The 26,808-nt window shown below is 50.7% G+C and carries 24 protein-coding genes and 4 tRNA genes; 15 read left to right on the forward strand and 13 right to left on the reverse strand.

The features are described from left to right. Window positions 1-120 precede the first annotated feature (120 nt). From ACTZWV_RS05335 to ACTZWV_RS05360, 6 genes are all read left to right on the forward strand, one after another. Window positions 121-1,416 (forward strand): PqiA/YebS family transporter subunit, encoded by a 1,296-nt coding sequence (locus tag ACTZWV_RS05335; protein WP_444785538.1) that lies wholly within the window; start codon window positions 121-123, stop codon window positions 1,414-1,416. Further along, the gene (gene pqiB / locus ACTZWV_RS05340; protein ID WP_444785539.1) at window positions 1,413-3,083 is read left to right on the forward strand and encodes an intermembrane transport protein PqiB; all 1,671 of its coding nucleotides are present in this window, start codon (window positions 1,413-1,415) and stop codon (window positions 3,081-3,083) included. Before ACTZWV_RS05335 ends, pqiB begins: the two co-directional genes overlap by 4 nt. Beyond that, window positions 3,080-3,619 (forward strand): PqiC family protein, encoded by a 540-nt coding sequence (locus ACTZWV_RS05345; protein WP_444785540.1) that lies wholly within the window; start codon window positions 3,080-3,082, stop codon window positions 3,617-3,619. The genes pqiB and ACTZWV_RS05345 overlap by 4 nt, the downstream gene beginning before the upstream one ends. Before the next feature lie 263 nt (window positions 3,620-3,882). Beyond that, window positions 3,883-4,122: an OadG family protein gene (locus ACTZWV_RS05350; protein ID WP_444785541.1), complete on the forward strand. Its 240-nt coding sequence runs from the start codon at window positions 3,883-3,885 to the stop codon at window positions 4,120-4,122. 12 nt (window positions 4,123-4,134) lie between these two features. Then, window positions 4,135-5,916, forward strand: a complete 1,782-nt coding sequence (oadA, locus tag ACTZWV_RS05355) for a sodium-extruding oxaloacetate decarboxylase subunit alpha (RefSeq protein WP_444785542.1) — start codon at window positions 4,135-4,137, stop codon at window positions 5,914-5,916. Between the two features lie 21 nt (window positions 5,917-5,937). Then, the gene (locus ACTZWV_RS05360; protein ID WP_444785543.1) at window positions 5,938-7,068 is read left to right on the forward strand and encodes a sodium ion-translocating decarboxylase subunit beta; all 1,131 of its coding nucleotides are present in this window, start codon (window positions 5,938-5,940) and stop codon (window positions 7,066-7,068) included. A gap of 79 nt (window positions 7,069-7,147) precedes the next feature. Here ACTZWV_RS05360 and ACTZWV_RS05365 read toward each other — a convergent pair whose 3' ends face one another. Further along, window positions 7,148-8,494 (reverse strand): peptidoglycan DD-metalloendopeptidase family protein, encoded by a 1,347-nt coding sequence (locus tag ACTZWV_RS05365; RefSeq protein ID WP_444785544.1) that lies wholly within the window; start codon window positions 8,492-8,494, stop codon window positions 7,148-7,150. Window positions 8,495-8,642: 148 nt separating this feature from the next. Between ACTZWV_RS05365 and tyrS the strand changes: the two genes are divergently transcribed. Both tyrS and acnA read left to right on the forward strand, forming a co-directional pair. Beyond that, the gene (gene tyrS / locus ACTZWV_RS05370; protein ID WP_444785545.1) at window positions 8,643-9,845 is read left to right on the forward strand and encodes a tyrosine--tRNA ligase; all 1,203 of its coding nucleotides are present in this window, start codon (window positions 8,643-8,645) and stop codon (window positions 9,843-9,845) included. Window positions 9,846-9,974: 129 nt separating this feature from the next. Further along, complete coding sequence (gene acnA, locus ACTZWV_RS05375; RefSeq protein WP_444785546.1) at window positions 9,975-12,692, forward strand: aconitate hydratase AcnA; 2,718 nt, start codon at window positions 9,975-9,977, stop codon at window positions 12,690-12,692. Window positions 12,693-12,729: 37 nt separating this feature from the next. On the opposite strand, the gene ACTZWV_RS05380 is transcribed toward acnA, so the two are convergent. Beyond that, window positions 12,730-14,022 (reverse strand): mechanosensitive ion channel family protein, encoded by a 1,293-nt coding sequence (locus ACTZWV_RS05380; RefSeq protein ID WP_444785547.1) that lies wholly within the window; start codon window positions 14,020-14,022, stop codon window positions 12,730-12,732. A 163-nt stretch (window positions 14,023-14,185) separates the two neighbouring features. On the opposite strand from ACTZWV_RS05380, the gene ACTZWV_RS05385 reads away from it, so the two are divergent. The 3 genes from ACTZWV_RS05385 to ACTZWV_RS05395 all read left to right on the forward strand — a co-directional run bounded on the left by ACTZWV_RS05385 (window position 14,186) and on the right by ACTZWV_RS05395 (window position 16,702). Then, a complete protein-coding gene (locus ACTZWV_RS05385; RefSeq protein ID WP_444785548.1) occupies window positions 14,186-15,043 on the forward strand; it encodes an SPFH domain-containing protein in 858 nt (285 codons plus the stop codon). Between the two features lie 8 nt (window positions 15,044-15,051). Next, window positions 15,052-15,252 (forward strand): Arc family DNA-binding protein, encoded by a 201-nt coding sequence (locus tag ACTZWV_RS05390; protein ID WP_444785549.1) that lies wholly within the window; start codon window positions 15,052-15,054, stop codon window positions 15,250-15,252. Window positions 15,253-15,355: 103 nt separating this feature from the next. Continuing rightward, window positions 15,356-16,702, forward strand: a complete 1,347-nt coding sequence (locus ACTZWV_RS05395; RefSeq protein ID WP_444785550.1) for an SPFH domain-containing protein — start codon at window positions 15,356-15,358, stop codon at window positions 16,700-16,702. On the opposite strand, the gene ACTZWV_RS05400 is transcribed toward ACTZWV_RS05395, so the two are convergent. Both ACTZWV_RS05400 and ACTZWV_RS05405 read right to left on the reverse strand, forming a co-directional pair. After that, a complete protein-coding gene (locus tag ACTZWV_RS05400; protein WP_444785551.1) occupies window positions 16,703-17,605 on the reverse strand; it encodes an AEC family transporter in 903 nt (300 codons plus the stop codon). Next, window positions 17,605-17,874 carry a GIY-YIG nuclease family protein gene (locus ACTZWV_RS05405; RefSeq protein WP_444785552.1) on the reverse strand — a complete coding sequence of 90 codons (270 nt, stop codon included), beginning with the start codon at window positions 17,872-17,874 and terminating at the stop codon, window positions 17,605-17,607. Before ACTZWV_RS05405 ends, ACTZWV_RS05400 begins: the two co-directional genes overlap by 1 nt. A 76-nt stretch (window positions 17,875-17,950) precedes the next feature. On the opposite strand from ACTZWV_RS05405, the gene ACTZWV_RS05410 reads away from it, so the two are divergent. The 3 genes from ACTZWV_RS05410 to ACTZWV_RS05420 all read left to right on the forward strand — a co-directional run bounded on the left by ACTZWV_RS05410 (window position 17,951) and on the right by ACTZWV_RS05420 (window position 20,424). Further along, window positions 17,951-19,201, forward strand: coding sequence for a DEAD/DEAH box helicase (locus tag ACTZWV_RS05410; protein WP_444785553.1), 1,251 nt, complete (start codon window positions 17,951-17,953; stop codon window positions 19,199-19,201). A gap of 117 nt (window positions 19,202-19,318) precedes the next feature. Then, window positions 19,319-19,717 carry an antitoxin Xre-like helix-turn-helix domain-containing protein gene (locus ACTZWV_RS05415; protein ID WP_444785554.1) on the forward strand — a complete coding sequence of 133 codons (399 nt, stop codon included), beginning with the start codon at window positions 19,319-19,321 and terminating at the stop codon, window positions 19,715-19,717. Then, window positions 19,711-20,424 (forward strand): RES family NAD+ phosphorylase, encoded by a 714-nt coding sequence (locus ACTZWV_RS05420; RefSeq protein WP_444785555.1) that lies wholly within the window; start codon window positions 19,711-19,713, stop codon window positions 20,422-20,424. Before ACTZWV_RS05415 ends, ACTZWV_RS05420 begins: the two co-directional genes overlap by 7 nt. A gap of 12 nt (window positions 20,425-20,436) precedes the next feature. On the opposite strand, the gene ppiC is transcribed toward ACTZWV_RS05420, so the two are convergent. From ppiC to ACTZWV_RS05440, 4 genes are all read right to left on the reverse strand, one after another. Further along, window positions 20,437-20,715 (reverse strand): peptidylprolyl isomerase PpiC, encoded by a 279-nt coding sequence (gene ppiC, locus ACTZWV_RS05425; RefSeq protein ID WP_305552757.1) that lies wholly within the window; start codon window positions 20,713-20,715, stop codon window positions 20,437-20,439. 12 nt (window positions 20,716-20,727) lie between these two features. Continuing rightward, complete coding sequence (gene aguA, locus ACTZWV_RS05430) at window positions 20,728-21,843, reverse strand: agmatine deiminase (RefSeq protein ID WP_444785556.1); 1,116 nt, start codon at window positions 21,841-21,843, stop codon at window positions 20,728-20,730. Then, window positions 21,844-22,740, reverse strand: a complete 897-nt coding sequence (aguB, locus tag ACTZWV_RS05435) for an N-carbamoylputrescine amidase (protein ID WP_444785557.1) — start codon at window positions 22,738-22,740, stop codon at window positions 21,844-21,846. Between the two features lie 185 nt (window positions 22,741-22,925). Further along, window positions 22,926-23,558, reverse strand: a complete 633-nt coding sequence (locus ACTZWV_RS05440; RefSeq protein ID WP_444785558.1) for a peroxiredoxin-like family protein — start codon at window positions 23,556-23,558, stop codon at window positions 22,926-22,928. A 143-nt stretch (window positions 23,559-23,701) separates the two neighbouring features. Between ACTZWV_RS05440 and ACTZWV_RS05445 the strand changes: the two genes are divergently transcribed. Beyond that, window positions 23,702-24,886 carry an FAD-dependent oxidoreductase gene (locus tag ACTZWV_RS05445; RefSeq protein ID WP_444785559.1) on the forward strand — a complete coding sequence of 395 codons (1,185 nt, stop codon included), beginning with the start codon at window positions 23,702-23,704 and terminating at the stop codon, window positions 24,884-24,886. Between the two features lie 180 nt (window positions 24,887-25,066). Here ACTZWV_RS05445 and ACTZWV_RS05450 read toward each other — a convergent pair. From ACTZWV_RS05450 to ychF, 5 genes are all read right to left on the reverse strand, one after another. Next, a tRNA-Gln gene (locus tag ACTZWV_RS05450) sits at window positions 25,067-25,141 on the reverse strand. 65 nt (window positions 25,142-25,206) lie between these two features. Then, window positions 25,207-25,281, reverse strand: a tRNA-Gln gene (locus ACTZWV_RS05455). Window positions 25,282-25,311: 30 nt separating this feature from the next. Then, a tRNA-Leu gene (locus ACTZWV_RS05460) sits at window positions 25,312-25,396 on the reverse strand. Window positions 25,397-25,415: 19 nt separating this feature from the next. Then, window positions 25,416-25,492 (reverse strand) — tRNA-Met (locus ACTZWV_RS05465). Window positions 25,493-25,676: 184 nt separating this feature from the next. Further along, a complete protein-coding gene (gene ychF / locus ACTZWV_RS05470) occupies window positions 25,677-26,768 on the reverse strand; it encodes a redox-regulated ATPase YchF (protein WP_444785560.1) in 1,092 nt (363 codons plus the stop codon). Window positions 26,769-26,808 lie beyond the last annotated feature (40 nt).

Genomic DNA, 26,808 nt, shown 5'->3' on the forward strand with positions numbered 1-26,808 from the left:
CGCTAAGTTACTGTGATTGTGCTATAAATTGTCACTGTAACGGCACGGTTTTACTCAGGCTAAGTTCAGCTTTGCTCTGCTACAATCGTGCTTCCGGCTCAACACAGGTAAGCCTGCACCGTGACAGCATCTGCCATATCCGCCACATCAGCTTTGCCATCAACCGTACCTGACCCCGGGTCGGCGGAGCTGATGTTATGCCGGCATTGTGATCTGATGCAACAACTGCCGTCTATTGTACCCGGCGAAGAGGCCTGCTGCAGCCGCTGTGGTCATCATTTAGATGCCAGACACCCGCAGCCGGTATTGCGGCCGGTGCTGTATGCCGGTAGCGCATTATTTATGCTGCTGCTGGCCAATTTGTTTCCGTTTGTCAGTATGTTTGCCGCCGGCAACAGCAACGAAATGAATTTTTTTGACACCTCTTCAGTGCTCTTTACTGAACATCATCAATGGTTGGCGGTGTTAATCTGGTTGTTTATTCAGGCCGTACCGGCGGCCTGTATGTCTGCCATCTTGTATCTGAAGCTGGGCATGCTGTACGCGCTGCCGGCCCGCACCTGGGTGGCACGGGTGCTGTACATGCTGAAACCCTGGAGCATGGTGGATATCTTTCTGATGGGGTTGATTATCAGCTTTGTGAAGCTGGTGGCCGATGCCGATATCTCACTGGGGCCGAGTTTCTGGGCTTTTTGCTTGTTTTGTTTATTGCATTTACGCGCCTTCCAGGTAATAGACCGGCGTGAACTGTGGTCGAAAATTGCGCCTTGTCCGGCGCCGCAGGTTGCCGCTCATGCCGGCAAAACCGGCCTGCAGCAAAATTTAAAATTGTGTCAGGTATGTACCGCCATTATCCCGGTTACCCAAACGCATTGCAGCCGCTGCCATACTAAGGTGCGGTTGCGCCAGCGTAGCAGTGTGCAGAACACCATGGCATTGTTAATCGCAGCGACCTTGCTGTATATACCGGCGAATTTAATGCCGATAATGCGTACTGTGTCTTTTGGTGAAACCATTGATTCTACTATTATCAGTGGCCTGGTACTGATGTGGCAGGATGGCGCTTATCCGGTGGCGATTATCATTTTGATCGCCAGTGTCATAGTGCCGGTGGTAAAAATACTGATTATGTTTTGGTTATGTTATTTAACCGCTTTGCCGCTAAGCCAGCGCCGGCAGTATTCAACCCAGATATACCGCTGGGTAGATTGGGTTGGCCGCTGGTCGATGGTGGATGTATTGGTGGTTGCTATTATGGCGGCCCTGGTACGGTTTGATTTATTAATGAGTGTATATCCCGGGGCAGGGGCCTTAGTGTTTGCTACAGTGGTGATACTTACCATGCTGGCCGCACTGAGTTTTGATCCCAGACTTTTGTGGGATCCGATACCGGAACAAACAGGGAGCTCGTCTTGACGCAACAACAAACCAGCGCGCAGATCCGCCGTATCCGGCAGTGGTCACCCATTTGGGTGGTGCCGATTGCCGCGGTGCTTATCGGGCTTTGGATGCTGTACAACCATTACCAGCAGCAGGGCGCTATGCTCACTTTACTAACGGCCAACGCCGAAGGGATTGTTGCCGGCAAAACGCAGATAAAAAGCCGCAGTGTCGATGTTGGTCAGGTGATCTCGGTTGAGTTGAGTGATGATTTAACTCAGGTAATTATTAAAGCGCGGATGAAACCGGCCATTACCCCGTTACTTAATACCGACTCGCAGTTTTGGGTGGTTAAGCCGCAAATTGGCCGCGGCGGCGTTACCGGGTTAAATACGTTGTTGTCCGGTGTTTATATTGAGCTGCAACCCGGTGATTCTGCACAGCAGCAACTGGAACACGCATTGTTGGACGCACCACCGATAGCGCCGGCAGATGCGCCCGGCGTGCGTATTATGCTTAGCACTGCAGATAGCGGCGGTTTGGCGGCCGGTGATCCGGTGCTGTACCGCGGCTATGAGGTAGGTACCGTTGAACTGAGCGAATTTGATCTAAGTTCGCGCCGCACACAGTATCAACTGTATATCCGCGAGCCGTTTGATGTGCTGATTTCAGAAAATGTCAGGTTCTGGCGCAGCAGTGGCTTCTCATTTGATATCTCCGCAGAAGGGCTACAGGTAGATGTTGGCTCTGCCACGACCCTGCTTAGCGGAGGCGTCAGCTTTGATCTGATGCAGGGCTGGCCGGCCGGCAACGCAGTAAAAGACGGTACTGAGTTTCAGCTGTTCCCGAATAAACAAAGTATTCAGGAAGGGTTGTACAGTGAATTTGTCGAATACCTGCTGTTTTTTGACGAATCGGTGCGGGGTTTAAAAGCCGGCGCGCCGGTGGAATACCGCGGCGTGCGGGTAGGTACAGTGGCCAGTGTACCGTTTTTCTTTGCCATTGATAAACCGTTCGAAGTGTCGTTGCAGCAGGGTATACCGGTGTTGATCCGTATTGAAGCCGGGCGCTTGTACGAAAACCTCAGTTTGTCACAGTTACGCGAAGAGCTGAAAAAAGCCATCAACGGTGGTATGCATGCGGCATTAAAAACCGGCAACCTGCTTACCGGTGCGCTGTATATTGATTTGGATGTTAATCCGGATGCCACTGTTAATGCGGAACAACGCGCTTTGCAACAACAGCAGCTGGCATTAAGCCAAAGCGCAGGCTATCCAATGTTGCCCACAGAGCGCAGCGGGCTGAGCAATATCGAGCAAAAGGTGCTGATGGCACTGGATAAAATTAACAACCTGCCGGTTGAGCAGTTGCTGGCGCAAAGCGAAAAAACCCTGCAAAGCACCGATGCGTTGATGCAAAATGCTGAGCGTATGGTGGCTCAACTTGAAGCCTTGGTGGCTAATCCGCAGGTGCAGCAGTTACCGGCGCAGTTACAACAAAGCCTGCAGGAACTGCAGCGTATGTTGGCAGGGGTAAGCCCGGGATCTGCTGCTTATGACAAATTGAACGGTAATTTACAGACGCTGGACCAGGTACTGCGCGAGCTGCAACCGATATTGCAAACCTTAAACCAACAAAGCAATGCGCTGATATTTGCTGCTGATGCACCCACAGATCCTCAACCGAAGAGAGCAAAACAATGAGAACAATTCCGCTACTGTTGCTGCTATTGCTTAGTGCCTGCAGTAGTCAACCCGCTATCAGTTACTACCAACTGCCGGCAGTAGCAGCCGATAACGCCGGCGATAACGCCAAACCACTGTATATTGAACCGGTGCAGGTTGCCGGTTACTTAAATGGCCGCGGTTTGGTGTTGCAGGTATCGGATGTGGAACTGGTGATGGCACGGCAGCATTTGTGGGCAGAAGCGCTGGATCAGCAACTGCAGCGCCAGTTACGCGATCTGCTGGCGACGGGGGCCGCTGGTTTTAGTCCGGTACTGCAGGCTGGTGCAGACACGCCGCGGCTAACAGTGCAGCTGGCCCGTTTCCATGGTCAACCCGATGGCTATGCGGTGATCAGTGGCCGTTTTGCTATCAGTAGCCAACCCGGATCACAGGCGTTTACTTTGCGGGTGCCGTTAGCCAATGACGGTTATCCTGCATTGGTAACGGCGTTGGCTGAAGGCTTGCAACAACTTAGTACGCTGATCAGTTTACAGCTGCAGCAAGCCGGCTGAGCAGCATTTTCTGCACTGAATAATCTATCGCCTGCAGTCGCCCATTTTTCAGATGGCTAGACATTCGAATGTCTTTACGTGTAATGTAGGGGCAATTTGCAAATTGTTAGCATAAATACCAACTATCACGCAGTTTTATTTAAGTCAGGCCGGTTGTTCTGCGCATAATGCAGGCTGTCTGGGAAAAACCGGCTAACACTGTGGCGGTGCGCTATTCTGACACAGCACCGCTTCGGGTAGGGTAACAATAAGGAGAAAACGCTATGGTCGCAGAATTGATGCTGGAAGCTGCCAATCTGATGTTGATTGGTATGGCTGCAGTCTTTGCGTTTTTATTACTACTGGTGTTGCTGATGCAACTGCTAAGCAGCGTGATGCAGCGCTACTTTCCGGTTAAGCCGGCAGAAAAACCGGCTATAGCAGATACCTCAGCCAAAGGCCTGAACCCCGCTGTACTGGCTGCCATTACCACGGCTGTGCACCAGTATCGCCAACAACAATAAGAGGAAACCGGCATGAGCAAGCCATTACTGTTAACCGAATTAGTTCTGCGCGATGCGCACCAGTCTTTACTGGCCACACGGTTGCGGCTGGACGATATGTTACCCATAGCTGCTAAGTTGGATAAAGTGGGTTACTGGTCAATGGAATCCTGGGGTGGGGCAACCTTTGATGCCTGCATCCGTTATTTAGGCGAAGATCCCTGGCATCGCATCCGCGAGCTGAAAAAAGCCATGCCGAACACCAAACAGCAAATGCTGCTGCGTGGTCAGAATTTATTGGGTTACCGCCATTATGCTGATGATGTGGTGACAGCTTTTGTCGAGCGCGCGCACGAAAACGGCGTTGACGTGTTCCGCATTTTTGATGCGATGAATGATATCCGCAACCTGCAAACTGCGGTACAGGCGGCTATCAGAGTGGGCGCTCACGCTCAGGGCACCATTTCTTATACTGTCAGCCCGGTGCATACCATTGATATGTGGGTAGATATGGCGCGCCAGCTCGAAGATATGGGCTGCCATTCTATTTGTATTAAAGATATGGCCGGTTTACTTAAGCCGTATGAATGCGAAGAGCTGGTAACCCGGATTAAAGAAGCGACCAAAATTCCGTTAGCATTACATTGTCATGCCACTACTGGCTTAAGTGTGGCGACTTACCAAAAAGCCATCGACGCCGGCATTGATATGCTCGACAGCGCGATTTCGTCAATGAGCATGACCTATGGTCATAGTGCCACAGAAACTATGGTGGCGATTACCGAAGGCACCGGGCGGGACACCGGCCTGAATCTGGAACTGTTAGCTGATATTGCGGCTTATTTCCGCGATGTGCGGAAAAAATACGCGCAGTTTGAAGGCTCATTAAAAGGAGTGGATGCGCGCATTTTGTTGGCACAAGTGCCGGGCGGCATGTTAACCAATATGGAAAGCCAGCTAAAAGAGCAGGGCGCACTGGATAAATTGGATGCAGTGTTAAAAGAAATACCGCATGTGCGTGAAGATCTCGGCTTTTTGCCGCTGGTAACACCTACCTCGCAAATTGTCGGCACCCAAGCGGTGTTAAATGTGCTGACCGGCGAGCGCTACAAAAGCATCACCAAAGAAACGGCAGGGGTATTAAAAGGCGAGTACGGCGCGACGCCGGCACCAATGAATGCAGAATTGCAGGCACGTGTTTTGGCAGGCGCTCAGGCCATTACCTGTCGTCCGGCGGATTTGCTTGAACCGGAACTGGATAAGCTGCAGCAGGAGTTAACCAGTCTGGCCAAAACCGAAGACATTCGCCTGGCTGATAAACCAATTGATGATGTGCTGACCTATGCCTTGTTCCCACAAGTGGGGTTAAAGTTCCTGAAAAACCGCGATAATCCGGCCGCGTTTGAACCCGCTCCGGAACAAGTTGATGATCAAAGCAAAGCGACACCGGCTAAAACAAAGCCTGCTGTAAGCGGCCCGGCCAGTTACAGCGTGCGGGTAGATGGCAAAGTATTTGAAGTTGAAGTGGCGCCCACCGGAGAGCTCAGTTCAGTCAAACCTGTGGTATCAGAAAATATCCCCGGCAGCGCTTCTGTTACCGGTAGCGGTACCTTAAATGCGCCGTTGGCCGGTAATATCTGGAAAATAGTGACCAAGGCAGGCGCTGCAGTTAAACGCGGCGATGTGGTGATTATTATGGAAGCGATGAAAATGGAAACTGAAATACGCGCAGTGTCTGATGGCACAGTGGTTAATATTCACGTGGCTGCCGGTGATGCGGTAAGCACCGGTGATGTGTTGATCAGTTTTGACTAACTCCGCGGCTGAGGAATTTTCATGGACGCAGTAGCAACTTTAATCGCCTCTACCGGGCTGGTGAATTTCAGTGCCGGCCAGATTGTAATGATGTTGGTCGGTTTCTTATTGTTGTATCTGGCAATAGCACGCGGCTTTGAGCCGCTGTTGTTGCTGCCAATTGGCTTTGGTGCCATCTTAACCAATATTCCGCTGGCCGGTATGGGGGAACCCGGCGGTTTACTGTATATGATTTACGAAGTGGGTATTGGCACCGGTATTTTTCCGTTGCTGATTTTTATGGGGGTAGGCGCGATGACCGACTTCGGTGCGCTTATCGCTAACCCGCGTATGCTGTTTTTGGGTGCAGCAGCACAATTTGGTATTTTTGCTACCTTACTTGGTGCTATAGCGTTAAACGCGGTGCCGGGGTTGAGCTTTACGCTGCAGGAAGCCTCTGCTATTGCCATTATCGGCGGTGCAGATGGCCCAACGGCTATTTTCCTCGCGTCAAAACTGGCCCCGGATTTACTGGGGGCCATAGCCGTTGCAGCATATTCCTATATGGCGCTGGTACCTATTATTCAGCCACCCATTATGCGTGCACTTACCACTAAAGCAGAGCGCAATATCCAAATGGTGCAACTGCGCGTAGTCAGCAAAAAAGAGAAAATTATTTTTCCTTTGTTGGTGTTGTTGCTGACCGTACTGTTGTTGCCAACAGCAGCGCCACTAATTGGCATGTTCTGTTTGGGTAACCTGATGCGAGAGTCTGGCGTGGTAGAGCGGTTAAATAAAACGGCGCAGAATGAGCTGATTAATATCGTCACTATCTTCCTTGGTTTAGCGGTAGGCTCCAGGCTTAGCGCCGATAAGTTTCTAACCATGCAAACCCTGGGTATTTTAGTGCTGGGGGCGGTGGCTTTTGCTATCGGCACTGCATCTGGTGTGATAATGGCCAAGGTGATGGCGAAGTTCTCCAAACAGCCGATTAATCCGCTGATTGGTGCTGCCGGTGTGTCTGCTGTGCCCATGGCCGCCCGGGTGGTTAATAAGGTGGGTTTAGAAGCCAACCCGCATAATTTCCTGCTGATGCATGCTATGGGACCAAATGTGGCCGGCGTAATAGGCTCAGCTGTGGCAGCAGGTATTCTGCTGGCGTTGGTTGGTTAGCATTCTGCTGCAACAAAAAAGCCACCTTGCGATGGCTTTTTTTATGCTCAAACTAACCCGTCTTATATTAACGGTATTGTTATGGCGCTGCGGTAGCGCTACCGGACGTTTTGGCTAACAACACCCGTTCTTTAGTTACCAGCTGAGCAATAATCGGCTCAGCTTGTTGGCTGAACAGGCGTTTTTCCTCACCCTGTAGTGGTGTCGCCTGAGGTAACTTAACGGTTCTCGGGTTACGGTGTACGCCTGAGACTAAAAATTCATAGTGCAGGTGGGCGCCGGTAACGCGGCCGGTACGGCCTAATTTGCCGATAGCCTGGCCCTGGCGTACTTTGTCACCCTTGGCTACCTGACGTTTAGACAAATGCAGATACTTGGTTACGATGTTATTCGCATGCTGGATAAACACATAATGGCCGTTAAGGTCGTTGTAAGCTGAAGCAATAACGCGACCATCACCGGCGGCCATAATGGGTGTGCCCACCGGCGCGACATAATCTACGCCGTTGTGCGCGCGTACGGTTTTTAATACCGGATGCAAGCGGCGTGGATTAAAGTTGGAACTGACATACTGAAAACTCACCGGCGCGCGTAAAAACGCCTGGCGCATACTGGCTCCGTCAGGCTTGTAATAATTGCCGTCGGTATGGCGTACGGCCTGATACAAATGGCCCTGGTTCTGAAATTGCGCGGCAACGATATTGCCGTTGCTGATAAATTCGCCATCAACATACTGGGTTTCATATAACACGCTGAAACTGTCGCCGGCGCGAATATCCAAACCAAAGTCGATATCCCAGCCGAAAATGCCGGCCAGATTCATAATTTGTGCTTCGCTTAAGCCTGCCTCTATGCCCGCGCTCCAGAAGTTGCTGCGAATTTCTGCGCTGGCAAACTGGCTACGTAGTTCCACTTCCTTTTTCAGCTCTTCAGCAACAAAGCTGCCTTCGCTGTTGCGGCTTACTCTTAAGGTGGTTAAGTGATTCAAAGCATAACGCAATTCTTGCAATTCACCGGCGGCATCTAAGCCAAATTCCAGTTGCTCGCCCGGAAATAACCGCGTAAGGGTTTTTACCGGTTGGCCCAATGCTAACAATTCCAGCATAACCTGTTGGCTAACATTGGCTTTTTTAAACAAGGCAGATAAGGCATCGCCTTTTTGTACCTGCAGGGTAGACCAATTTAATGAGGCATCTTCTTCCGGCAGGGCCGGCAATTCAGCGATGGCTTGCTCCTGCGCTAAGTCTTCTGCACTTTGCGGAATGTCTAAGCTGTAGCGTTTGCCAATTTCAAAGCCTGTGCTTTTATTGCCTTTGGATGCGGCTGCCTGCTCTGATGGCAGCAGTAATACGACAGATAAAAACACCGTAGTGGCTACGATCAGCACACGGTGTTGTTTTGGGATTTTGGTGACTAATTGACGCATAATACCAGTCTGAATTCAACAAATGCACAAAAACCGAGCATATACGGTTTTTTTGCCTGACACCAGACTTTTGTGCGTTTCGCCCGGGCTGAACATGCTATAGAATGCGGTTTGTTTGCGCAATCAGGTGAAAAATCAGGAGAGTAAAATGGCGAATTGGGAGCTGGCTTTAGCTGAATTAAAACGCGGCTGCGAAGAAATTCTGCTCGAAGAAGAGCTTATTGCCAAGTTAAAACAAGGCAAGCCGCTGAAAATCAAGGCTGGCTTTGACCCGACAGCACCGGATTTACACCTGGGCCATACGGTACTGATTAATAAGTTACGCAGCTTCCAGCAGCTTGGTCATGAAGTGATTTTCCTGATTGGCGATTTTACCGGCATGATAGGTGATCCCAGCGGCAAAAACGTGACCCGTAAGCCACTGAGCCGCGAAGATGTACTGGCCAATGCTGAAACCTATAAAGAGCAGGTATTTAAGATACTCGACCCGGCCAAAACCCGGGTGGCGTTTAACTCAGAGTGGATGGGCGAGCTTGGCGCCGCCGGTATGATTAAACTGGCCTCGCGTCAGACGGTAGCCCGGATGCTGGAGCGCGATGATTTTAAAAAGCGTTTTGCTAATAATCAGTCGATTGCTATCCATGAGTTTTTATATCCGCTGGTGCAGGGCTGGGATTCTGTTGCGCTTGAGGCCGACGTTGAAATGGGCGGCACTGATCAGCGTTTTAACCTGCTGATGGGCCGTGAGCTGCAAAAAGATGAAGGTCAGCGCCCGCAAACGGTCATGATGGTACCGCTGCTCGAAGGTTTGGACGGCGTGCAGAAGATGTCAAAATCGCTGGGCAACTATGTTGGTATTACCGATGCGCCAAATGATATGTTCGGTAAAATCATGTCGATTTCTGATGAGCTGATGTGGCGCTACTACGATTTACTCAGCTTTAAGCCGATTGAAGACGTCAGTGCGTTAAAGCAGCAAGTTGCCGCCGGTGCTAACCCGCGCGATATCAAGATTTTGTTGGCAAAAGAAATTATTGCCCGCTTCCACGATGAGGCAGCAGCAGAGGCAGCGCATCAGGATTTTACTCAACGCTTTAGCAAAAACGCATTGCCGGATGATATTGCTGAGGTTACGGTAACCGGTGATGGTGGCGCTATGCCAATTGCAAATTTATTAAAAGAAGCCGGGCTGGTAGACAGCACGTCAGAAGCGATACGCATGATAAAACAAGGTGCGGTAAAGCTGAACGGCGAAACGAAAATAGAAGACAGTAAACTGGAAGTGGCCAAAGGCAGTACACAGATTTATCAGGTAGGTAAGCGTAAGTTTGCCAAAATAACCTTAATTTAATTGTACTTAGCGCAACACCTTTTCCGGTGTTGCGCATCTCTTTTATCGCCCCGCTCACCGTTTAAGCCTCGTACCGCTGTGCTGATGAACTACACTGTAGTTAATTAAAGCCATTAATGCGAGGTATGTATGACCACGTCCAACCCCTATGCCGATACCCTTACGGTGGCTAAACAGCAGTATGGTATTTTCAGTCTGAACAAGGCGGCTGCCAGCTTTGGTGATATCAGCCGCTTACCGTTTTCGCTAAAGGTATTATTGGAGAACTTGCTGCGTAACCTGGATGGCGATACGGTAACCGATGCTGATATTCAGGCACTGGTCGACTGGCAAAAAACCGGCAGCTCTGAGCGCGAAATTGCTTTTCGTCCGGCGCGGGTATTAATGCAGGATTTTACCGGCGTACCGGCAGTAGTCGATTTAGCTGCGATGCGCGCCGCGGTGGCAGCGCTGGGTGAAGACCCGGATAAGGTAAACCCGTTATCACCGGTGGATTTAGTGATTGACCACTCCGTTATGGTCGACCGTTATGCTACAGAGCAGGCGTTTACACAAAACGTCGATATTGAAATGCAACGTAATCATGAACGCTATGCCTTTTTACGCTGGGGCGCTAAGGCGTTTGCCAATTTTCGTGTGGTACCGCCCGGCACCGGTATTTGCCATCAGGTGAATCTGGAGTATTTAGGCCAAAGCGTATGGGCAGAACAAACCGATGGCGGTGTGCTGGCTTATCCGGATACGCTGGTGGGTACTGACTCACACACCACCATGATTAATGCGCTGGGCATTTTGGGCTGGGGTGTCGGCGGCATTGAAGCTGAAGCCGCCATGCTGGGCCAGCCGGTGTCGATGATTATCCCTGAAGTGGTTGGTTTTGAATTTACCGGCGCACTGCAACCTGGCATCACCGCCACGGATTTAGTGCTGACGGTGACGCAAATGCTGCGTAAGCATGGTGTGGTAGGCAAGTTTGTTGAGTTTTTCGGCGATGGCCTTGATCAGTTGTCACTGGCGGATCGCGCTACCATTGCTAATATGGCGCCGGAATATGGTGCAACCTGCGGCTTTTTTCCCGTCGACCAAATTACGCTGGATTATATGCAACTTACCGGGCGTGATGATGCCATTATCGCCAGGGTTAAAGCTTATTGCCAGGCACAGGGTTTATGGCGGCAAACAGGCGCTACGCCGATATTCACCGATACGCTGCATTTGGATTTAGACACTGTGGTAGCGTCTTTGGCCGGGCCGAAGCGGCCGCAAGATAAAGTAACGCTAAGCGGACTTAAACAACACTGTAACGATGCTATTGCGCTTGAGCCGCAAGTGAGTCAGGTGCGCGACGCCGAAATGGTCAATGAAGGTGCAGCGCAAACAGAAGAGCAACCGCATCAGCGCAGTTTTGAGTTGGACGGCCAGCAGGTACAACTGAACAACCATGCTGTGGTTATTGCTGCCATTACTTCTTGTACCAATACGTCTAACCCCAGTGTGTTAATGGCAGCCGGCTTACTGGCAAAAAATGCCGTAGCCAAAGGCCTGAAACGCCAGCCCTGGGTTAAAAGTTCGTTGGCGCCCGGTTCTAAGGTGGTGACCCGCTATTTGCAACAGGCAGGGCTGATGCAACCACTGGAGCAACTGGGGTTTCATCTGGTGGGTTATGGCTGTACTACTTGTATCGGTAATTCCGGCCCGCTGGCAAAGCCGATAGAAAATGCTATCAGCAGTGCCGATTTAAATGTATCTGCCGTGTTATCGGGTAACCGCAATTTTGAAGGCCGTATTCATCCGCTGGTAAAATCGAATTGGCTGGCGTCGCCGCCGTTGGTGGTTGCTTTTGCCCTGGCCGGCACTATCAATATTGATTTAAGTACCCAGCCATTGGGGCAGGACCAGGATGGTAAAGATGTATACTTAAAAGATATCTGGCCCGACAGCAAAACCGTGGCTGCAGCAGTAGCTAAAGTAAACAGCAGTATGTTCAGCAAAGAATACGCACAGGTGTTTGATGGTGATGAAAGCTGGCAAGCTATAGAAGTGCCGCAGGCAAAAACCTATGCCTGGCCGGAGTCGACTTATATCCGCCAGCCGGATTTTTTCCGCGGCTTAACCCGGCAACCCAAACCCGTCGCCGATATTGTCGGTGCCCGTTTGCTGGCAGTGCTGGGCGACTCTGTTACGACAGATCATATTTCACCGGCCGGTTCAATTAAGCAAAGCAGCCCCGCCGGCCAGTATTTACTCGATCATGGTATCGATAAAGCTGATTTTAACTCTTACGGCTCACGGCGCGGTAACCATGAAGTGATGGTGCGCGGTACTTTTGCTAATGTACGCATTCGCAATGAAATGCTGCCCGGCAGTGAAGGTGGCGTAACACGGCATTATCCGTCAGGTGAGACAATGTCCATTTTTGATGCCGCTATGCGCTATCAGCAGCAGGAACTGCCGCTGATAGTTGTTGCCGGCAAAGAATATGGTACCGGTTCCTCGCGCGACTGGGCAGCCAAGGGCACGCTGATGTTGGGCGTGCGGGCAGTACTGGCCGAATCTTTTGAGCGTATTCACCGCTCAAACTTAATTGGTATGGGCGTGCTGCCATTGCAATTTGTGCCGGGTACAGACCGGAAAACGCTGCAGTTAACCGGAGAAGAGAGCTTTACGCTGCGGGGCCTGAACAATTTGAAACCGCGGCAAAAGTTGCAGCTGATTATTACCTACGCCGATGGTGCTAAACAGGAGGTGGATGTACATTGCCGTATTGATACCGGTAACGAGTTGGCGTACTACCAACACGGCGGTATCTTGCAGTATGTGCTGCGGCGGATGATAGGCGAGGCATAAAAATGTAAAAGGCGCCTGTTACAGGCGCCTTTACCGGCTATTGCTCAGGCGGCGGCGCTAGCCGGCCGGATTTTATATGCAGGTCGCGCTGCGGGTAAGGTATGGTAATACCCGCCTGCTTAAAGGCGCGCCAAATGGCGACATTAATATCCGATTTTACCGTGTCAGCACCATATTCCGGGTCAGCTATCCACACCCGCAGTTCCAGTTCAATGCCATTGTCGGCAAAGTTTTTCAGCATTACCGTTGGTTCAGGTGACGCCAGCACGCGTTTGGACTTATTGGCACTTTGCAGCATCAGGGCCATTGCTTGTTCCGGGTCGTCTTCATAGCTTACCTGCACCAGAATTTTTACCCGTACATTACGGTCTTCATAGCTCCAGTTAATTACTTCGGAAGTGATCAGGTTTTCGTTCGGGATCAGAGTGTCAACGCCTTCACGGTTACGCACCACCACATAACGTGCTTTAAGTTCATGCACCCAGCCAAAGTTTTCACCGACGGAAATAACGTCTCCGGGTTTCACGCTGCGATCTAACACCAAAATAAAGCCGCTGATAAAATTCGAGGCAATACGTTGTAAGCCAAAACCCAAACCGACGCCCAGTGCGCCACCAAATACTGCCAGCGAGCTGAGGTTAATGCCAACCGCATTCAGGGCAATTAGAAACGCGATAGTAATAAATAAAAACTTACTGAACTTGCTAAAACCCACCTGCATGCTGGGGCTGATATGTTTAGTCTTTTTCATTTGCTGGTTTAGCAGCTCCGCCAGCCACAGCGCCAGGGTAAAGGCCAGAATAATCACCAGCGTCAGTTTTACTACACTCAGTAATGAAACTCTGCTTTCGCCCAGCGTAAAAGCCTGCGAGTCCATCAAATCAAGTAAGGGCATTAACCAACCGGCCAAATGCAACACGACCAACAGCCAGAGCATCACTGCTACTGCCGGCTCAACGGATTTCATCAGCGGGCCGTCGGAAAAGGCTTTACGCAGCCCATACAACAATAGCCGGATCATGCCCAGTGCCAGGGCAACAGGGATTAACAGTTGCAACAGGTTATGGCTCAGCTGATATAAGCTGAACAGAGCGTTACAAATGGCCAGTAAGGCTGCCAGGCTAAAGGGCAGTAAGATGCGGTGCGAGCTGCGCAGAGCAACATGGCGTAAGCCTTCACCACCGCTGTCCAGCAGACGATGGCGCAATAAGCGGTTTATACTTGCCGCCAACACAATACAGCCGGCGATTGCCGGCAGTTGGTACCATAATTCGGCTTGCTGCAACTGCGTGATAAATTGCTGCCACCAGCTTAGTAGTTTTTCGGTCATATCCGCTATTCGGCTAAATTAAGTTATTGTTTTACCTTAGCAGAAAAGCCTGTTCGCGCCCATTATTCTGTGTTGTCTGGTGACTGATTACAGCTATAGTTGCATTTTGCAAAAAACACGCTAAAGTGATATCAAAATAATATCACTTTAAGAGGGTTTGACAATGTTGCAGGAACGCATGATTAACAGCAAAGGTGGTTTTGGCATGATTGGCGTTTTACTACTGTTACAGGTGGCGGCCATTGCCGGGGTAGCGGTATTGCCGGCGTTGCTGAAAATAGTAGCCTTAGTATTGGTAATAGTGGTGTTTATCTGTTGGTTTGGTTTTTATATGGTGCATCCTAATCAATCCGCGGTGCTGCAGTTGTTTGGCCGCTATGTCGGCACTGATCTGAACAACGGCTTGCGCTGGTCAAATCCGCTGTACAGCAAACAAAAGGTATCGCTCAGGGTACGCAACTTTGAAAGCAGCAAAATGAAGGTGAATGACAATGCCGGTAACCCGGTAGAGATTGCTGCTGTCGTTGTGTGGAAAGTGGTCGACAGTGCTGAAGCGGTGTTTGAAGTGGATAACTATGAGAATTTCGTCAGTATTCAAAGTGAGTCGGCTATTCGTCACCTGGCGTCCAGTTATGCTTATGATGCCGGCAACGACGAAGCCATAAGCCTGCGCAGCAGTACCGATGAAGTAACAGAGCTGCTAAAGCAGGAAATTCAGGCGCGATTAAATAAGGCCGGAGTGCAGGTGCTGGAAGCCCGTATCAGCCACTTAGCTTATGCGCCGGAAATTGCCAGCGCTATGTTGCAGCGTCAGCAGGCAGCCGCAATAGTTGCAGCGCGCCAGCAAATAGTAGAAGGCGCTGTCGGCATGGTGGAAACCGCACTGCAACGGTTGTCAGAGCGTAATGTGATAGAGCTGGATGATGAGCGTAAAGCGGCCATGGTAAGTAATTTGCTGGTGGTATTGTGTGGCGATCATCATGTGCAGCCGGTGATTAATGCCGGTAGCTTGCACCAGTAGGAGTTGTTGTGGCAAAAAAAGCCTTTGCGTTACGTCTGGATGAAAAGATGCTCAGTGCTCTACAGCACTGGGCAGATGATGAGTTTCGCAGTGTAAACGGCCAGATTGAATATCTGCTGCATGAGGCGCTGAAAAAAGCCGGCCGCGGGCCTGCCAAAGCACATACTACGGTATCTGTGCCAACAGCTGTTAAAGACCCGGACAACTAGCATGATTATTGTATTTTTTATGTGAAATAATGATTTCCTGCTGATTTGGCTGACGCTATAATCGCGCCGCCTATGGACGACTATCAGTATGGAGATGATATCAATGCAGTTGCCCCCCGCGATAAAGTTACTCAGTAAAAGCCTGATTGGCGCCTTGGTTGCCGTTCTGGCACTGGTTTTTGTGCTCAGCAGGTCAGTGTTTTATGCCGAACCGGGTTACGTTTACCATGTCCGCACCATTTTAGGAGCCGAGCATGTGGTGAGTGATGTTGGCTATCAATTTTTCTTTTTTGGCCGCTGGAACGCCTGGAAACGCTCGCTAACGGTGCAGGCTGTAACCGGTGGTTCTGACATTATGGACTATGCGGAAGTAGAAAATTCTGAAGACAGCGCGGCCTTACCGCCGCAAAATATTATGTTTTTAGATCAGGTCGACGCCAATGCCCAGGCGACAGTACGGTTTTTAATTCCTACCGATGAAGTAGCCTTTACCCGTTTGGCACATGAATACCGCACGCCGGAGAACCTGCTGCGCACTGCACTTATTCCGGCCTTTAAGGAAACGTTGCAGGCCAATGCATCGTTAATGGGCGCAGAAGAATACTACTCCGGTGGCCGTACCGAGTTTAACAACGAATTTGAAAACCAGATGACTAATGGCATCTATGTGGTGCGCCGTGAAGAGCAGAATTTGGCTCAGCTACGCCGGCAAAAGGGCACGGCAAATGTGGCGCTGGGAACAGAACAGGAAGATTTCGGTGATGAAACCCGCGTCAGTTTTGTGGTGAACAAAGTCCGTGACAGCGAAGGTCAGCCGCTGCGCAAACGGCAGAAATTTGTTGATTACGGCATTACCGTGGTAGATGCCCGCATCACCCAAATGAACCCGAATCAGCGCTTTGTCGAGCGGATGCAGTTAAAACAAAAGGCTTCGGCCGACAGGGCTATCGCCCGCGAACAGCGGATTCAGGAAGAAGAACAGCGCTTGCTGGCGATTTCGCGTGGTGAGCGGGAAGTAGCTGAACGTCAGGCTAAAGCCAAGGTAGAACAGATCCAGGCAACTACTGAAGCGGACACGCAGAAGCAACTGGCGATAACTGAAGCAGAAAAACTGCAGGCACAGGCCAATATTCAGCGTGAAACGGCAAAAATTAACCTGGAAAAAGCCGAAATAGAAGCGCAGACCTTGCGTACTTTGGCTGAGGCCGAAGCCTACCAGAAGAAGGTGATCCTGCAGGCTGATAACGCCCTGGCACAAAAGCTGGATGCGGAAATTCAAATTCAGCGTATCTGGGCTGAATCCTTTGCTAAACGCGCGGTGCCGCAGTATGTGTTTGGTGCTAATGGTAATACGCCGACCGGCAGTGATAGTGAAGCGCGGATGTTTATGCAGATGTTGACGATGGATGCGGCCAAGCGCTTAAGCTACGACCGCGACCTGAAAAAATAGCTAATGCAATAACCAGGATACCAGTGGCAGCGTAAGCAGGCCGGTTAAAATACCCAAGCCAATAATGCCGCTGACCAGGCGGGGCGCCAGCCCCGCCATTATGGCAATAGCGCCGGCCGAGATCATCGGTGGCATTGCCGCCTGAAATATACTGATATTTACTGCTGTGCCACTGTAACCCAAACTAAACCATAACAGCGCGGCCAATGCCGGCATCATTATCAGCTTAATCCCCAACGCACTTAATAAAGGCGAAATTTCTGCTTTGCTAAATTTTACCGTTAAGGCGAAACCTACCGCGACCATTACCACCGGTACTAAGGTGGCGGCCAGGTTATCAATCAGTTGCGTTGCCAGCGCAGGATACTCAGTGCCGCGCAGCAGCAAGCCCAGCGCCAGCGCAATAAAAGAGGGAAAGGTCAGAATTTTTAGCGTGATGCCTTTCACCGTCGGTTTGGCAGCAGTGGGGCTGTACAGGGCCGCAATAATAGTGACGTAAGTTGCCAGTGCAATAAAGGAGCCGACCTGGTCGTACACCACGGCATAAGGCATAGCGCTGCTGCCAAATAAAGCCTCTGTCATCGGAAAGCCTAAAAACGAGGTATTGCCCAGCGGCAGCACAATTAACAAAGCGCCGGTGACTTCGCGTGACCAGTGCAGCAGTTTGCTCAGCAACAACACAGTAGCCACCACCGCCAGCAGCAAAAACCATGGCGTAATAGCCGGGATAAGCAATTCTGCCGAGAACTGCAGTTGCGGTACATTTTTTAAGATCAGTGCCGGCAGCGCCACATAGAGTACATACATATTCAGCGCGATGCCGCTGTTTTCCGGCATTGTTGGCAGGCGACGTAATAGCACGCCAATCAGCAAATAGGCTAAAACCAGTATAAAGTTATCCATCAAATCTCACTTGGGTTGTAGCTGGCCACCAGCGCCAGTTTGACGCTTCTGGGTAACTGTTTCAGCTGGTATTCGGCTTTGGCAGCGGCGCTTTTATCATTCAGGCTTTGGGTGTAAACCAGGCTTAACGGCCCTTTACCGCGCAGCGCCTTAGCACCACCGGCCAGCTCTCCGCTATGCTGGCGCAGCCGGCGCTGTGGGTCGGTGCTGATGCCGGTATACAGCATGCCAGTGGCAGTTTGTACCATATACAAGTACCAGCAGCTCACTGTGCTAACTCCGTAGCTTGCTGTTCTGCTATACTGCGCGCGTTATTCAGCTGGCTTTGGCAAAACAGGAATTTTAATGTCATTTCAATCTCTCGCCCTGGCGGCGCCTATATTACGTGTGCTGCAAGAGCAAGGCTATGATGCGGCCACCCCGGTGCAGTTGCAAAGTATCCCGGTTATTTTAGCCGGCAAAGATGTGTTAGCCGGGGCGCAAACCGGTACCGGTAAAACGGCAGCCTTTACTTTACCGCTGCTGCAACAGATGCTCAATGCGCCTAAGGTCGTAGCGCCAAATCAGGTGCGGGTATTGGTATTAACGCCTACCCGTGAGCTGGCGCAGCAAGTGTATGACAATGTGCGCAAGTATAGCCAGTACCTGACTACGCGTTCGGCGGTATTTTATGGCGGCGTATCGATTCGGCCGCAATATGATGAGGCAGAGCAGGGCTTGGATATCCTGGTAGCCACCCCTGGCCGGCTGATTGATCATTTGCATCAGAAAACTGTGGATTTATCTGCGCTGGAAGTACTGGTGCTGGATGAAGCCGACCGCATGCTGGACATGGGTTTTATTATTGATATTAAACGCATTATGGCCAAATTGCCGGCGAAGCGGCAAACGCTGTTGTTCTCCGCTACCTACTCCAATGAGATAAAGCAACTGGCGGACGAGTTGCTAAACAGCCCGCAGTTGATTGAAGTGGCCGCAACCAATGCTACTGCCGAGCGGGTAGAGCAGCTGGCCTATTTAGTCGACCGGCATCGTAAGCGCGAGCTGTTATCGCATGTGATTGGCAAAAATAACTGGCCGCAGGTGCTGGTGTTTGTCCGTACCAAACATGGCGCTGATCGGCTGGCGAAGCAGCTGGCGAAAGACGGTTTAAAAAGCGCAGCTATTCATGGCGATAAAAGCCAGGGCGCCCGCACCAAAGCCCTGGCCGATTTTAAAGCCGGCGCCGTACGGATTCTGGTTGCCACCGATATAGCTGCCCGTGGCTTGGATATAAACGAGCTGCCCTATGTGGTGAATTACGATTTGCCGCAAGTGTCGGAAGATTATGTGCACCGTATCGGCCGCACCGGCCGTGCCGGTAACAGTGGCGTGGCGTTAACATTGATCACACCGGAAGAAATTAAAGCACTGCAGGATATAGAGCGGCTTATTCAGCAGGTGATTACGGCTGAAATACTGCCTGGTTACGAGCACGACCCTACTTATGTTTCACCGGAGCAAGCACAGGCACGCCACGGTGACGGGCCGAAAAAGCCGGCAAAGAAAGGTATGCTTAAAGCTAAATTGCGCGCTAAGGCCTTATTAAAAACGTAAAGCATAAAACGAAGCAGACCATAGTGTCTGCTTTTTCAGGCGCATCGCCGTCTTTATGTGGACACATTTTAATTAATGGTCTATATTGATAATAATTTAGTCAGGCACGAGGTTGTTATGCAGGCAGTACAGCTCGACAGACAAAGCCAGCGGCAAGTCGCTGCAACAGGGCTTAAAGCGGTTTTTGCTATTCTGGATAAATGGCAATGCTCGCCCGAGCAAATCCAGCGTATGCTGCAAATCTCCAAAGCGGCGTATTACAAGTATCGTCACGATCCTTACTGTGCAAGTCTGACGCAGGACCAGGTCGAGCGCATAAGCTATCTGCTGAATATCCACAGTTGCTTGCGGTTGCTGTTTGATAACCCGCAAAACCTGTATGGCTTTATGGCGCTGCCCAACCATAACCCGTATTTTAACGGTAGCAGCCCGCTGGATATTATCAGCAGCGGCCAGTTTGCTGCGCTGTACGAAACCTTTAAACATATTGATGCACTGCGTGGTGGCATGTGGTAATAAAGGCAACTGCAAAGCCGGATGAGTTACCACAGGTTAAACTGCAGCAGCAGCGCAGCTATCGTTTGATTAATTCCAAATATCCACCGGTATCAGTGTTTGATGATGTGGCCGATGCCGATGAATTTGATGCCTTGTTTGAGCTGCAGGCGTTAACCAACCCCAGGTTACAGGCGCAGGCCGGTAATTTAAGTTTATTGCCCCGCAGCAGCATTCCGTTTGGTATTGCCGGCTGCTCCTATGCCGTAGCGCCTTTTACTCATGTTAACCCTGCGGGCAGCCGTTTTTCTGACGGCCGCTTTGGCGTGCTCTATCTGGCCGATAGCTTGCAAACCGCTATCTGCGAGGTGGCATATCATCAGGGCCGGTATTGGAGCAGGGTGCCCGGGCTGGCGTATGAGCGTTTTGTCTTTAAAGCTTTAAGTTGTGAGTTCAGCGACGTTAGCCTGACCGATCTAACCGGCTTAGCACCTCAACACAGCATTTATCATCCGCAAGATTACAGTGCAGCGCGTGCACTGGGTATCAGCTTACGTGAGCAGGGCAGTGCCGGGGTGCAATATGGCTCGGTACGCAACAACGGGGCGCTGTGCTGGGGCTTGTTCAGCCCGCAATATGTGACACAGATGGTGCAAAGCGCGCATTATGAGATGATCTGGCAAACCGGCAGTATCAGTACCATTAACCAGATTGTCAGCTTAAGCTAATCACTGTATCTGTTAGCTGCGATATAGGGTTTTAATCAGATGAAAACCAAACTGGGTTTTTACCGGGCCCTGCACTTCTAATAGCGGGCCTTTAAATACAACATCATCAAAGGCTTTGACCATCTGGCCTTTACGGAACTCACCTAAATCACCGCCTTTTTTACCCGACGGGCATTGTGAGTGCTGCTTGGCCAGTTTGCCAAAGTCCGCGCCTTTTTGCAGTTGTTGTTTTAACTTGTCTGCTTGTTCTCTGGTTTTAACCAGTATATGTAAGGCGCAGGCTTTGGACATAGTATTGCTCGCTTAAGCTAATGGCTGTTGCTGGGTAATACAGTGAATATTACCGCCGCCAAGCAAGATCTCGCGGCCGGGCACTGTTACTACTTTATGCTCTGGATACAGGCTTTGCAGGATCTCTGCGGCTACCTTATCGTTCGGGTCGTCAAAAGTAGGCAGTATTAAGCCGCCGTTGCACAAATAGAAGTTAATGTAAGAGCCGGCCAAACGGGCATTGGCCTCGCGTGGAATGGCGCTCATGGTGGCATCTACCGTGGCGTACTCTTCCGCTTTGGCAATAATAGGTGCCGGTACCGGTAGCTTATGCACCTTTATTTTACGGCCTTTGGCATCGGTGGCTGCTTCTAAATAATCCAAAGCCGCTTTGCTGCGGGCATACTGCGGATCGGTTGTATCATCAGTCCACGCCAATACTACTTCACCGGGTTTAACAAAACAGGCCATATTATCAATGTGGCCATCGGTTTCATCGTTAAAGATGCCGTCTTCTAACCACAGTACTTTGTCGATGCCCAAATAGTCGCGCATCTGCTGTTCAATCTGCTCGCGGCTTAAATGCGGGTTACGGTTGCTGTTTAGCAAGCACTCTTCGGTGGTTAGCAGCGTGCCTTCACCATCGACATGGATAGCACCGCCTTCGAGTACAAAACCTTCAGTGCGGTAACGCGGCAGTTGCTCTATACCCAGCACTTTACTGGCCACCTGATCATCTTTATCCCACGGGAAGTACAAACCCCCGTTTAAACCGCCCCAGGCGTTAAAGGTCCAGTCGATGCCGCGTACTTCACCTTGGGCGTTAGTGACAAAAGTAGGGCCGGTGTCACGACACCAGGCGTCGTTGTTGGAAATCTCTACTACCCGGATAGGGAATTTCGTGCCCACATCGGTTAGCTGCGACAACGCATTAGCATACTGCGCGGCAGATGCCCCGACAGTTACAGGTTCAAAGCCGGCAATAGCTTTAATTACCGCCACAAAGGCCTGTTGAGCCGGTTTAGCACCCATGCGCCAACTGTCGGTACGCTCCGGCCATACCATCCAGGTTTGTTTATGCGCGGCCCACTCGGCAGGCATGCTAAAGCCATCGGCACGTGGTGTACTGTTCAGGGTTGTAAAGGCCACTTAGTTACCACCTTGTTTAACAGGTTGTTTGGTTTCGCCATCTTTGGTCATAACAGCGCCGTAGATATCGATACGACGGTCACGGAAAATACCCCAGGCACGGCGGGTAGCGGCAACAGCGTCTAAGTCAAAGCTGTGCACCAGCACGGCTTCGTCTGTTTCATTGGCTTCCTGTACCTTGGCACCGGTTTCGTCGGCAATAAACGAGCTGCCGTAGAAGGTAATGTGGTAATCGCCTTCTGTCTCGGTACCAATACGGTTAGAGGCAATTAACGGCATCAGGTTTGCGGCGGCATGACCTTGCTGGGTGCGCTGCCAGTGATCGCGTGAGCTGATCGTTGGGTCGTGCGGCTCGCTGCCAATAGCGGTAGGGTAAAACAGCAGCTCGGCGCCCATTAATGCCATGCTGCGCGCGCACTCCGGGAACCATTGATCCCAGCATATGCCCACACCGATTTTAGCGTATTTGGTGGTGAACACTTTAAAGCCGGTATCGCCCGGCGTGAAGTAGTACTTCTCGCTGTAACCCGGACCATCCGGAATGTGGCTCTTGCGGTAAGTACCCAGGTTCTCACCGTCGGCGTCGATAATCACTACGCTGTTGTACAGGCAGTTACCGGCGCGCTCGTAAATGCTGATAGGCAGTACTACGTTCAGCTCTTTGGCAATCTTAGTAAAGTGCGCCACAGCTTTATTCTCCGCCACTGTGGTCGCAAAGGCTAAATAATCCGGTTTTTGTTTCTGGCAGAAATAATTGCGCTCAAACAACTCCTGCAGCAGGATGATCTGTGCACCTTTGGCAGCGGCATCGCGTACTAAACGCTCGCCACGGGCAATGTTTTCATCCACATTCCAGCCACCAATCATTTGGGTTGCAGCAACGGTTACTTTACGCATCAGTTATCTCCGGCAGAGGGTAAAACCAACAGGCTAGCATCCCTACAGATACTTGCCAAACAGGGCGCGAAAAATGCCGTATTTTTGCCCTGTCGTCAACGCTTTTTAATAAAAAAACAGCAGCGAAAAATACTACTTTGTCCGCTGCTGTAAACAGGTGAGAGACGACCTGAAAAAAGAGAGCTTTATTGCAACGCCAGTTGTGCTGCTTTTAGCAGTAATTCGCTTTCCAGACGTGTCTTGTAGTTAATATGCACATAATTAAACACGGCCTCACCTTTAGTATTAACGATATAGACGGCAGGTACCGGTAGCACCACCTTTTCTGTGCCGGCTTCGGTGGTGATCAGGCTACCAAGCTTACCTTTATAAGCTGCTGCGGTTTTATCATCCAGATAATAGGCCAGGCCAAAGGCGCTGCTGGCAGCGAAATTGGCATCAGACAACAGCGTATAGTTCAGCTTTTGGCCGCCGGTGTCGGTTAAGCTTTTATTGATCGACGCTACGCTATCCGGCGTGATGGCAATTAACTGATAACCCAGCTTATTAAGCTGCGGCATGATATCGCGCAGGGCAGATAGCTGCGCATTGCAATACGGGCACCAGCCACCACGGTAAAATACCAGCACAGCAGGCTTTTGCTGCACAAGTTGCTGCAAGGCAACGGGGGTGTTGTCTGCACCGGTTAAGGTGACTGCCGGAATGGTTAAGCCGTTCAGCAGCGGAGTTACCTGCTCAGGTGAGGGGGCAATGGCGGGAGCGGCGATAAGTTTGATGCTGAACAAAAAAAGACTCAGCGCAATAAGGTAAGTTTTCATAGTGGTTCCTTGTCAGGTGGCGTTGTTTGACTAACAAAGACAGGGTTAAACCGGTTTTGCTTTCAGCGGCAGAAAAAAAGCCGGTTTTCGTTTTTATTGCCGCCTGACGTACAATGCTTTATCAGTTAATAAGACTCTTATCTATGACCAACGAGAAAACAGTACAACAGTTTGATATCAGTATCGTCGGTGGCGGCATGGTCGGCGCTGCTATTGCGCTGGCATTGAGCCGGGCTGGGTTGCAGGTAGCGCTGATCGAAAAACAAGCGCCGCCGGAGTTTGCGCCAAATAGCGCACCGGATTTGCGCGTATCATCAATTAATTTGGCCAGCGAAGCCTGGCTGACAACGCTGGGAGCCTGGTCAGCCCTGGAGCAAATGCGGTTATGCCCGTATCAGCGCCTGCAGGCCTTTGAACAGTCGCACAGCATTGTCACCTTTAATGCGGCAGATATTAAACGTATCCATTTGGGCCATATAGTGGAGAACAACCTGCTACAGCTGGCGCTGTGGCAGCAGTTCGGCACTAATGTGCAGCTATTTTGCCCATCCTCAGTAACGGCGCTTAAGCAAACGGCAGATAGCGCCATACTAACGCTCGACAGTGCTGAGCAGCTTAGCAGCAAGCTGGTGGTAGCCGCCGATGGCGGTAACTCACAACTACGCCAGTTAGCCGGCATTGGCAGCAATGGCTGGCAATACCGTCAGGCGTGTTTGGTCGCCTTAGTGAATACGCCGTACCCGCAGCAGGATGTGACCTGGCAGCAATTTACGCCAACCGGACCAAAAGCCTTTTTACCGCTAAGCGGCCAACAAGGCTCAGTGGTATGGTATGAAGAGGCCACTAAAGTAAAACAACTGGCTGCACTTAGTCCGGCACAATTAACGCAACAACTGCTTAAAGCCTTCCCACCGCAGATAGGCGATGTTGAAGTGGTCGCCAGCTCCTGGTTCCCATTGGCACGAATGGATGCTAACCGCTATTACGCCGGCCGTGTGGTATTGGCAGGCGATGCCGCCCATACTATTAACCCGCTGGCGGGGCAGGGTGTTAACCTGGGTTTTGCTGATGCCAAACTGCTGACAGAGCTGATTATCGACGCCAGACGGCACAACAGCGATATTGGCAGTGCGCAGCTGCTGCAAAGCTATCAGCGTAAACGTAAGCCGGCGAATTTACTTATGATGAGCACGATGGATGGTTTTTATCAGGTATTCGGTAATGATATTAAGCCAGTACGTAAATTGCGCCAGTTGGTATTAAGTGTGGCGGCGCGCAGTACTATGTTGAAGACACTGGTAGCGCGCTATGCCGTTGGTTCAGAGTAATATTTCGAAGTAGGTTAGAACTCTTTTGGCGCAGCCACAGAGTGTTTGAGTCCTGCCGCAGGCATAAGGACGAGTTGCTGTGGCGAGCACAAAAGAAGTTGTAACCGGCAAATTTAAGCCAAACCAAAACAGGCTAACCAGAAAGCAAAAACCCAGCCTAAGCTGGGTTTTTCTGTTTAATGGCAGGGGCGGCTGGATTCGAACCAACGCATGGCGGGATCAAAACCCGCTGCCTTACCGCTTGGCTACGCCCCTACTGAAACACTGTTGTGTGATCGTCGTTTGGCAGGATTTTACGAAAACTACGTTCACTGAATTAATGGCAGGGGCGGCTGGATTCGAACCAACGCATGGCGGGATCAAAACCCGCTGCCTTACCGCTTGGCTACGCCCCTGCAAAAACTTGTGTGCAACCACTTTAAAAGTGGTGCGGAGAGAGAGACTCGAACTCTCACACCTCGCGGCGCTGGAACCTAAATCCAGTGCGTCTACCAATTCCGCCATCCCCGCATGCACAGGTAAAGTTAAGTGGTGGCTACAGCGGGAATCGAACCTGCGACCCCAGCATTATGAGTGCTGTGCTCTAACCAGCTGAGCTATGTAGCCACGCTAACTTGACCTAAGCAAGTGGCGCGTATTATCCAGAACTGCCCCTATAGCGTCAACCGTTTTTTTGCGTTTAAAAATCAATGTTAGTTCGTTTGCCGAATTAATATGCAAAACGCTGGTTTCACAAGCAATAAAAAAGCCGTTGTCGGCAAACAACGGCTTTTTTCACCCGATAAAACGTTTAGACGTTAAAACGGAAATGCATTACATCGCCATCTTTTACAATGTAGTCTTTACCTTCCAGGCGCCATTTACCGGCTTCTTTGGCACCGGCTTCGCCGTTAAATTGCACAAAGTCGTTATAGGCGACCACTTCAGCGCGGATAAAGCCTTTTTCAAAGTCGGTGTGAATAACCCCTGCCGCTTGTGGTGCAGTGGCACCTACGGCTACTGTCCATGCGCGTACTTCTTTTACGCCGGCGGTAAAGTAGGTGTGCAGGTTAAGCAGTGAATAACCGCCGCGGATCACGCGGTTTAAGCCCGGCTCTTCTAAGCCCATATCGGCCATAAACTCAGCTTTCTCGTCATCGTCCAGCTCTGCAATTTCAGATTCAATAGCAGCGCACACCGGCACCACGATAGCGCCTTCTTTGTCAGCAATAGCCTGTACTATGTCTAAGTAAGGGTTATTGTCAAAGCCATCATCCATCACGTTAGCGATATACATAGTTGGCTTGATGGTTAAGAAGTTCATATAGGCAATTAAGGCCTTCTCTTCTTTATCCAGCTCAAGCTGGCGCAATGTATGGCCTTGCTCTAAATGCGCCTTTACTTTTTCCAGCACTGCCATTTCAGCTTTGGCGTCTTTGTCGCCGCCTTTAGCTTTTTTGCTGACACGGAAAATGGCGCGCTCGGCGCTGTCCATATCAGACAGCACAAGTTCCATATTAATGGTGTCGATATCGTCAGCCGGGTCAATTTTGCCCGCTACGTGAACAATATTTTCGTCGTCAAAACAGCGTACAACGTGACCGATAGCGTCAGTTTCGCGGATATTCGCTAAAAATTTATTGCCAAGGCCTTCGCCCCGCGATGCGCCTTTTACCAAACCGGCGATATCAACAAATTCCATCGTAGTAGGCAGCACGCGCTGTGGATTAACAATTTGCGCCAGCTTATCCAGCCGCAGATCCGGTACCGGTACTACGCCGGTATTCGGTTCAATAGTACAGAACGGAAAGTTAGCCGCTTCAATGCCTGCCTTGGTTAATGCATTAAACAGGGTGGATTTGCCTACGTTAGGTAAGCCGACGATGCCACATTTGAAACCCATAATTAGTATCCTTTACGTGCTGGAAATTGCTGCGCCTGCT

The organism is Rheinheimera sp. NSM (assembly GCF_052380015.1).
Classification (GTDB): Bacteria; Pseudomonadota; Gammaproteobacteria; order Enterobacterales; family Alteromonadaceae; genus Alishewanella.